Here is a 6,659-nt window from a genome sequence, read left to right on the forward strand (position 1 = left end):
TAACGCCGCGCCGCTGACCCCGGGACGAAAAAAGCGCCCGGCATTTCTGCCGGGCGCTCGTTATTTCGAAGAGGTGTAGATCAGCGGTGCCCGCCGTTGTCCTTGTTGTCCTTGTCCTTGTTGTCATCGCGGCCGCGCGCGCGCTGTTGCTGCTGTGGTTGCTGTTGTGGTTGTGGTTGCTGTTGCTGCGGTTGCGCGCGTTGCTGCTGCTGTGCGGCGCGCTCCTGTGCCTGCTGTTGCTGCTGCGCTGCACGTTCCTGCACCTGTTGCTGTTGTTGCGCGCGTTGTTGCTGCATTTGCTGCTGCTGCGCCTGCTCGCGCTGTTGGGCCTGCTGTTGCTGCGCCCGTTGCTGATCGAGCTGCTGCTGACGTCCCGCACGCTCCTGCGCCTGCTGCTCCTGTTGCGCACGCTGCTGCGCCTGACGCTCCTGCATCTGCTGCTGCTGTGCCTGCTCGCGCTGTTGGGTCTGCTGCTGCGCCCGTTGCTGATCGAGCTGCTGCTGACGTGCCGCGCGCTCCTGCGCCTGCTGGTCCTGTTGCGCACGTTGTTGCTGTTGCGCTTGCTCGCGCTGTTGGGCCTGCTGTTGCTGCGCCCGTTGCTGATCGAGCTGCTGCTGACGTCCCGCGCGCTCCTGCGCCTGCTGTTCCTGCTGCACACGTTGCTGCTGAAGCTGTTGTTGACGCTCCTGATCCTGCTGCTGTCCGCGCTGCAACTGCGGTTGCTGTGCCGCTGCCGGCTGCTCGCGCTGCTGCGCTTGATTGTCGCGCTGCACATTGCGGTTGGCGTTGGCATCCTGCGCGGCGCTGCCCGGAGTCGCGTTGCGCTGATTGTTTAACGTGGCCCGGCCATTGTCTCGCGCATTCTGGTCCTGCGCGTTCGGGTTGACGTAACGCGTCGCGGGCCCGCGCTCCTGCATTGTTGCAGGCGGACGCCCACCCGGCGGCGTCGCGACGGTCGGCGATTCGGCAACACCCTTGTTGCCCTGCGGATTACCACGCAGCGCGGGACCACGGCCGTTCTCGACCTGCGGTTGATTGACCGTGTTGCGCGGCATGATCGCCGGTGCCGGCGAACTTGCCGGCCGCCCATTGGTCGTCACCACGTTGAGGTTTGGACGCGTGCTGCGGTCTGCACGCGACGCCTGCTGGCCGTTGCCCGACGCATTCGGCCCAACGCGCAACCGATTGACCGGCAACGCACGCCCCGGATCGCGCTGCAATTGCGATTCGCGCTGCGCAAACGAGGCCACCGGCGCCGGCGGGCGTGTCGCGGCGATAATGTTGCGGTTCGCGATCGTGCGCGGCGGCGCTGCTGCCTGCCGGCCGCCGCCGTTGAAGGCCAGGCTCGCGCGCGTCGGTGCGATTGCGGCGAAGCCCGACACGCGCGCGTTGGCGAACGTCTCGCGATTGACGGCGAGTGCCGAACCACGAATCGGTCGCGCACCGACGAACACGTTGCCGGGCACCGCGGTCACGGCACCGGCGATGTTGCGATTGGCGTAGCTCACGCGGCTGTAGTCGAAATTCCCGCGCGAATAATTGCCGTAGAAATTGTTGACGGTGACGTTGGTGATGCGCGTGTTGTTGACGTTGATGCGGGTGAAGTAATCGCGGCTCACGCGATAACCCGGCACGTAAACGTCACGCGGTCCGAGCGGGAACCAGCCCACGGGCGTGCCGCTGGAGAAGCCCACGCGCAGTCCGCCGCCACCGATGAAGGCGACCAGCGCCGGCGCATAGTACGAACGCACATGCATCTGGCCCGGGCACCAGCCCCAGCGGTTGTGGATGTAAGCCCAACGGCCGTAATGGAACGGCGCAAAGCCCCACGGCGCGGAGTCGATCCAGGTCCAGCCATACGCGCCGACCCAGCCCCAATGACCGTAGCTGTATGGCGTCCAGCCGACCGCAACCGTGCTCGGATACCAGACGTTGCCGTAATCGGATTCGTCGCTCCAGCTGCCGTTGTTGTCGAGATCGTCATAGCCGATCACGTCTTCGGAAACATACCGGCGTGACGACGAGTTGTCCCAGCGCCCGTCGCGCTCGAAGCAGAAACGGTCGAAATCGTCCGCGTTGGGCACGTTGTTGCTCGCGTAGTCCTGCAGTTGCGCATCGTTGAAGCGGACCGACTGGCCTTCCTCGACGCGGAAGCGTGCGCCAGCCTCGCCGTAGGCGTCGCCGCCGCCATGGAACGCGGTAACGATGGTGCCATGGCCGTCGGGGGCAACGTCGATGCGGTATTCGCCCACGCGGTTGATCACGAAGGCCAGCGTCGGCGTGTCGATTTCATAGGTCTGGTTGCCGTCCAGGCGGCGCACGCGCAGATTGAGCGTGCCCTGGGTCAGCTCGACCTGGGCGGTCTGGTCGTCGAGATTGAGGAAATTGAAGCTCGACTGTTCGTCGACGCGAATCACCGATTCGCCGATCTGCAATTCAGCACGTGCACCGCGATCGGTCCACAATTTGTCGCCGGTGATCAGCGGACGGTTGAGCTGGGCCTCGACCCAGTCGTTTTCGCCGGCCGGCACGAAGCTCACCGCGCCGTTGATCAACGACAGACGGGCGACGCGCGACGGCGGATCGGGCGCATCGGCGCTTGCTGAAGGGCCGGAATCCGGGCCATCGCCGTAGTCGGGCGCCGGCTGCGCGAACGTCGCGCTGGCAATCAGCAAGCCGGCCAGTAGGGCGGCAGTACGGGTGACATTGAACATGGCGAACGCTCCTTTGCGTGTCGCGGAACGGAGTTTGCTCAAGTTCGGTACGGGGGAAAGCGATGCCGACGAATGCGTTGGTCGCTGCTGGCGTTCGCTTCCCCCAAACGCCCGATACTCTTGCGCCTAAGTTAAACGCAATCTGCCTGAATGGACACCTTCAATTTTGCCTCGCGGTCAAAGCCATTCAGCCTGCGGCAGGCTGCACCGCGGCAGTTCCGGCGCACTTAACGACATTACAACATCCCGGCGGGCAAAGTCGCACTGGCGATAAGCATATGCCTGCGCATGTGTTGCGATGCAATCGCGTTCTTTTACCCTGTTCGTCCATGGTCGGATTGAGTCCACCGCATGAGTCGTATCCTGTTTGCACTGGCCGCCCTGAGCGCATTCGCTGCGCACGCGGCTGCGGCCGAGCTGCTCAATGTTTCCTACGACCCCACGCGCGAGTTGTACGCGCAACTCAACGCGAAATTCGTCGCCGACTGGAAGGTGAAAACCGGCGAGACGGTCACGATCAAGCAATCGCATGGCGGTTCGTCCGCGCAGGCGCGCAAGATCATCGACGGCCTCGACGCCGACGTTGCCACGCTGGGCATCGCCTCGGATATCGACGCACTGCACGACAACGGCGATCTGCTGCCGGCCGACTGGCAGAAGCGCCTGCCCGGCGATTCGACGCCGTACAACTCGACCATCGTCCTGCTCGTGCGCAAGGGCAATCCGAAAGGGATCAAGGATTGGGGCGACCTGGTCAAGCCCGGCGTCGCGGTGATCACGCCCAATCCGAAAACCTCGGCCGGCGCGCGCTGGAATTTTCTTGCGGCCTGGGCTTATGCGCTCAAGCAGAACGATGGCAACGAGGCCAACGCACGCGCGTGGATTTCCCGGCTGTATAAAAATGTACCCGTGCTCGACAGCGGCGCGCGCGGTTCGACCGTAACCTTCGCCCAGCGCGGTCTCGGCGATGTGCTGATCGCGTGGGAGAACGAAGCCTGGCTTGCCATCAGTGAGTTCGGCGACAAGTTCGACATCGTCGTGCCGGCCACCTCGATCCTTGCGCAGCCGCCGGTGGCGGTGGTCGACAAGAACGTGAAGAAGCATGGCACCGGGAAACTCGCCGAGGCGTATCTGCAGTTCCTCTACACGCCTGCGGCACAGGAAATCATCGCGAAGAACCATTATCGTCCGCTCGATCCGGATGTCGCGGCGAAATACGCGGCGAGTATTCCGAAGATCGAGTTGACCACGATCGCCCAGTTCGGCGGCTGGAAAGTCGCGCAGCCGAAATTCTTCGGCGACATGGGCGTGTTCGACCAGATCTATCAGGCACCCAGGTGATGACGCAGAGCCAACCGCAGGCGAGGGACACGTGAGCGCCACGATTGCGCAAGCGTGGCCGTTCTCCACGCGCGCGCGGACGCGTGCGTTGCCCGGCCTGTCGATCACGCTCGGCTTTACCCTGACCTATCTTTCGCTGGTCGTACTCGTGCCGCTCGCGGCCTTGTTGCTGCGCGCTGCGGGCCTGGGTTTTGCCGGGTGGTGGGAGGTGCTCACGTCGTCGCGCGTACTGCATGCGCTCGAATTGAGTTTCGGCGGTGCGCTGGTCGCAGCGGCGATCAATGCGGTATTCGGCACGCTGATCGCGTGGACCTTCGTGCGCTACGACTTCCCGGGCCGGCGCCTGCTGCAGGCGATGGTCGACCTGCCGTTCGCCTTGCCGACCGCGGTCGCCGGCATTGCGCTGACCGCGCTGTACGCGCCGAATGGCTGGCTTGGCGCGCCGCTCGCTGAACTCGGCATCAAGGTCGCGTACACGCCGATCGGCGTGATCCTCGCAATGACCTTCATCAGTCTGCCATTCGTCGTGCGCACGATCGAGCCGGTGCTTGGCGAGGCCGAGCGGCAGTATGAAGAAGCGGCTGCGACGCTCGGTGCAACGCGCTGGCAGACGATCGCGCGCATCATCTTTCCGGCGCTCGTGCCCGCGTTGCTGACGGGCTCGGCGCTCGCGTTCGCGCGCGCGGTGGGCGAGTACGGCTCGATCATCTTCATCGCCGGCAATCTGCCCGGCGTGTCGGAAATCGCGCCGCTGCTGATCATGATCCGGCTCGAGGAATTCGATTACACCGGTGCGACCGCGATCGCCGCGGCGATGCTGCTGATCTCGTTCGCGATGCTGTTTGCGATCAACCTGCTGCAAGCCTGGAGCCGACGCCGTGGCGGCTGACAGCGCAATGCGCACGCGCTATCACGCGGCAACCAGCGAGCCGGCGCTCGTGCGCTGGTTGCTGATCGGGGTGACGCTCGCCTTCCTCGCGATTTTCCTGCTGCTGCCGCTGGTCACCGTATTCGCGCAGGCGTTGGCCGGCGGAATCAGGACGTATTTTGCCGCGCTCACGGAAGGCGATGCGCTCGCCGCGATCCGCCTGACCCTGATCACCGCTTTCTTTGCGGTGCTGCTCAACACCCTGTTCGGCCTCGCCGCGGCCTGGGCGGTGACCAAGTTCGAGTTCCGCGGCAAGAATCTGCTGATCACCCTGATCGACCTGCCATTCTCGGTGTCGCCGGTGATCGCGGGCCTGGTCTTCATCCTGCTGTTCGGCTCGCGCGGCTGGTTCGGCGGCTGGCTGTCCGATCATGGCATCAAGATCGTGTTCGCCACTCCGGGGCTGATTCTGGCTACCGTCTTCGTCACCTTCCCGTTCGTCGCGCGCGAACTGATTCCGCTGATGCAGGCGCAAGGCAGCGACGAGGAACATGCCGCGCTCACGCTCGGCGCGGGCGGCTGGCGCACGTTCTGGCACGTGACCCTGCCGAACATCCGCTGGGGTCTGCTCTACGGTATACTTTTGTGCAATGCGCGTGCGATGGGCGAATTCGGCGCGGTGTCGGTGGTGTCCGGCCATATCCGCGGCGTCAGCAACACGATGCCGCTGCACGTCGAAATCCTCTACAACGATTACAAGTTCGCCGCCGCGTTTGCGGTCGCGTCGCTGCTGGCCCTGCTCGCCTTCGTGACCCTGGGTCTGAAGACCCTGCTCGAATGGCATCACGGCGATGAGCTGGCTGCATTACGGGGTCACCGATGAAAATCAACATCCACAATCTGTGCAAGAGTTTCGGCGACGTCCCCGCAATCGATGCGATCAGTCTCGACATCGCCTCGGGCGAGCTGCTCGCGTTGCTCGGTCCGTCGGGTTCGGGCAAGACAACGCTGCTGCGTGCGATTGCGGGCCTCGAACCGATCGACCATGGTCGCATCCTGTTCGGCGACATCGATGCGACGCGTCTGTCGGTGCAGGAACGCCGCGTCGGATTCGTGTTCCAGCACTACGCCTTGTTCAAGCACATGAGCGTGCTCGACAACATCACCTTCGGCCTGCGCGTGCGCAAGCGCCGCGACCGGCCGGCGCGCGACGAGATCCGCCGCCGCGGTTCCGAGTTGCTCGATCTGGTGCAATTAAGCGGGCTCGAAGCGCGTTATCCGAACCAGCTTTCCGGCGGCCAGCGCCAGCGCGTCGCGCTCGCACGCGCACTGGCGATCGAGCCGCGCGTGCTGCTGCTCGACGAACCGTTCGGTGCGCTCGACGCCAAGGTGCGCAAGGAGCTGCGCGTGTGGCTGCGCCAACTGCACGACGAGACCGGCTACACCACGATCTTCGTCACCCACGATCAGGAAGAGGCGCTCGATCTCGCCGACCGCGTCGTGGTGATGAACGCCGGCCGCATCGAGCAGGTCGACACGCCCGAGGCGATCCAGCAACGTCCGGCCACGCCGTTCGTCGCGGAGTTTGTCGAGCACAACAAGCGCGATGATGTTGCCACCACGCCAGTACGTTCCAATGTGACGCCGTTTATTCGGGCCAGCTAGCACGCCATTCGCCTTTCCCTTCTCCCGCTGGCGGGAGAAGGTGCCGAAGGCGGATGAGGGTGGCGCCAGCA

Annotated in this window: 4 protein-coding genes and 1 pseudogene; 4 read left to right on the forward strand and 1 reads right to left on the reverse strand. The window is 64.6% G+C overall.

Annotation, left to right across the window (positions count from 1 at the left end; genetic code table 11):
* Window positions 1-80: 80 nt before the first annotated feature.
* Window positions 81-2,714, reverse strand: coding sequence for a DUF6600 domain-containing protein (locus tag VIE67_RS05130; protein ID WP_332023935.1), 2,634 nt, complete (start codon window positions 2,712-2,714; stop codon window positions 81-83).
* Between the two features lie 351 nt (window positions 2,715-3,065).
* Between VIE67_RS05130 and VIE67_RS05135 the strand changes: the two genes are divergently transcribed.
* The 4 genes and pseudogenes from VIE67_RS05135 to VIE67_RS05150 form a co-directional block, all read left to right on the forward strand.
* Entirely contained in the window at window positions 3,066-4,055 is a 990-nt protein-coding gene (locus VIE67_RS05135) for a sulfate ABC transporter substrate-binding protein (RefSeq protein ID WP_332023936.1), read from the forward strand.
* 31 nt (window positions 4,056-4,086) lie between these two features.
* Window positions 4,087-4,944 carry a sulfate ABC transporter permease subunit CysT gene (gene cysT / locus VIE67_RS05140; RefSeq protein ID WP_332023938.1) on the forward strand — a complete coding sequence of 286 codons (858 nt, stop codon included), beginning with the start codon at window positions 4,087-4,089 and terminating at the stop codon, window positions 4,942-4,944.
* Window positions 4,945-4,951: 7 nt separating this feature from the next.
* On the forward strand, window positions 4,952-5,806 hold the full coding sequence (cysW, locus tag VIE67_RS05145; RefSeq protein ID WP_332023942.1) for a sulfate ABC transporter permease subunit CysW: 855 nt from the start codon (window positions 4,952-4,954) through the stop codon (window positions 5,804-5,806).
* Window positions 5,803-6,513, forward strand: a pseudogene (locus VIE67_RS05150) (sulfate/molybdate ABC transporter ATP-binding protein); the annotation flags it as partial. The gene cysW and the pseudogene VIE67_RS05150, both read left to right, overlap by 4 nt.
* Window positions 6,514-6,659 lie beyond the last annotated feature (146 nt).

It is taken from the genome of Rudaea sp. (assembly GCF_036560865.1).
In the GTDB taxonomy this organism is placed as follows: Bacteria; Pseudomonadota; Gammaproteobacteria; order Xanthomonadales; family Rhodanobacteraceae; genus Rudaea.

What these genes read in the sequence shown, in the direction of transcription:
- VIE67_RS05130 (WP_332023935.1), bottom strand. Translation starts at nt 2,714, where the DNA reads ATGTTCAATGTCACCCGTACTGCCGCCCTACTGGCCGGCTTGCTGATT.
- VIE67_RS05135 (WP_332023936.1), top strand. Translation starts at nt 3,066, where the DNA reads ATGAGTCGTATCCTGTTTGCACTGGCCGCCCTGAGCGCATTCGCTGCG.
- cysW (WP_332023942.1), top strand. Translation starts at nt 4,952, where the DNA reads ATGCGCACGCGCTATCACGCGGCAACCAGCGAGCCGGCGCTCGTGCGC.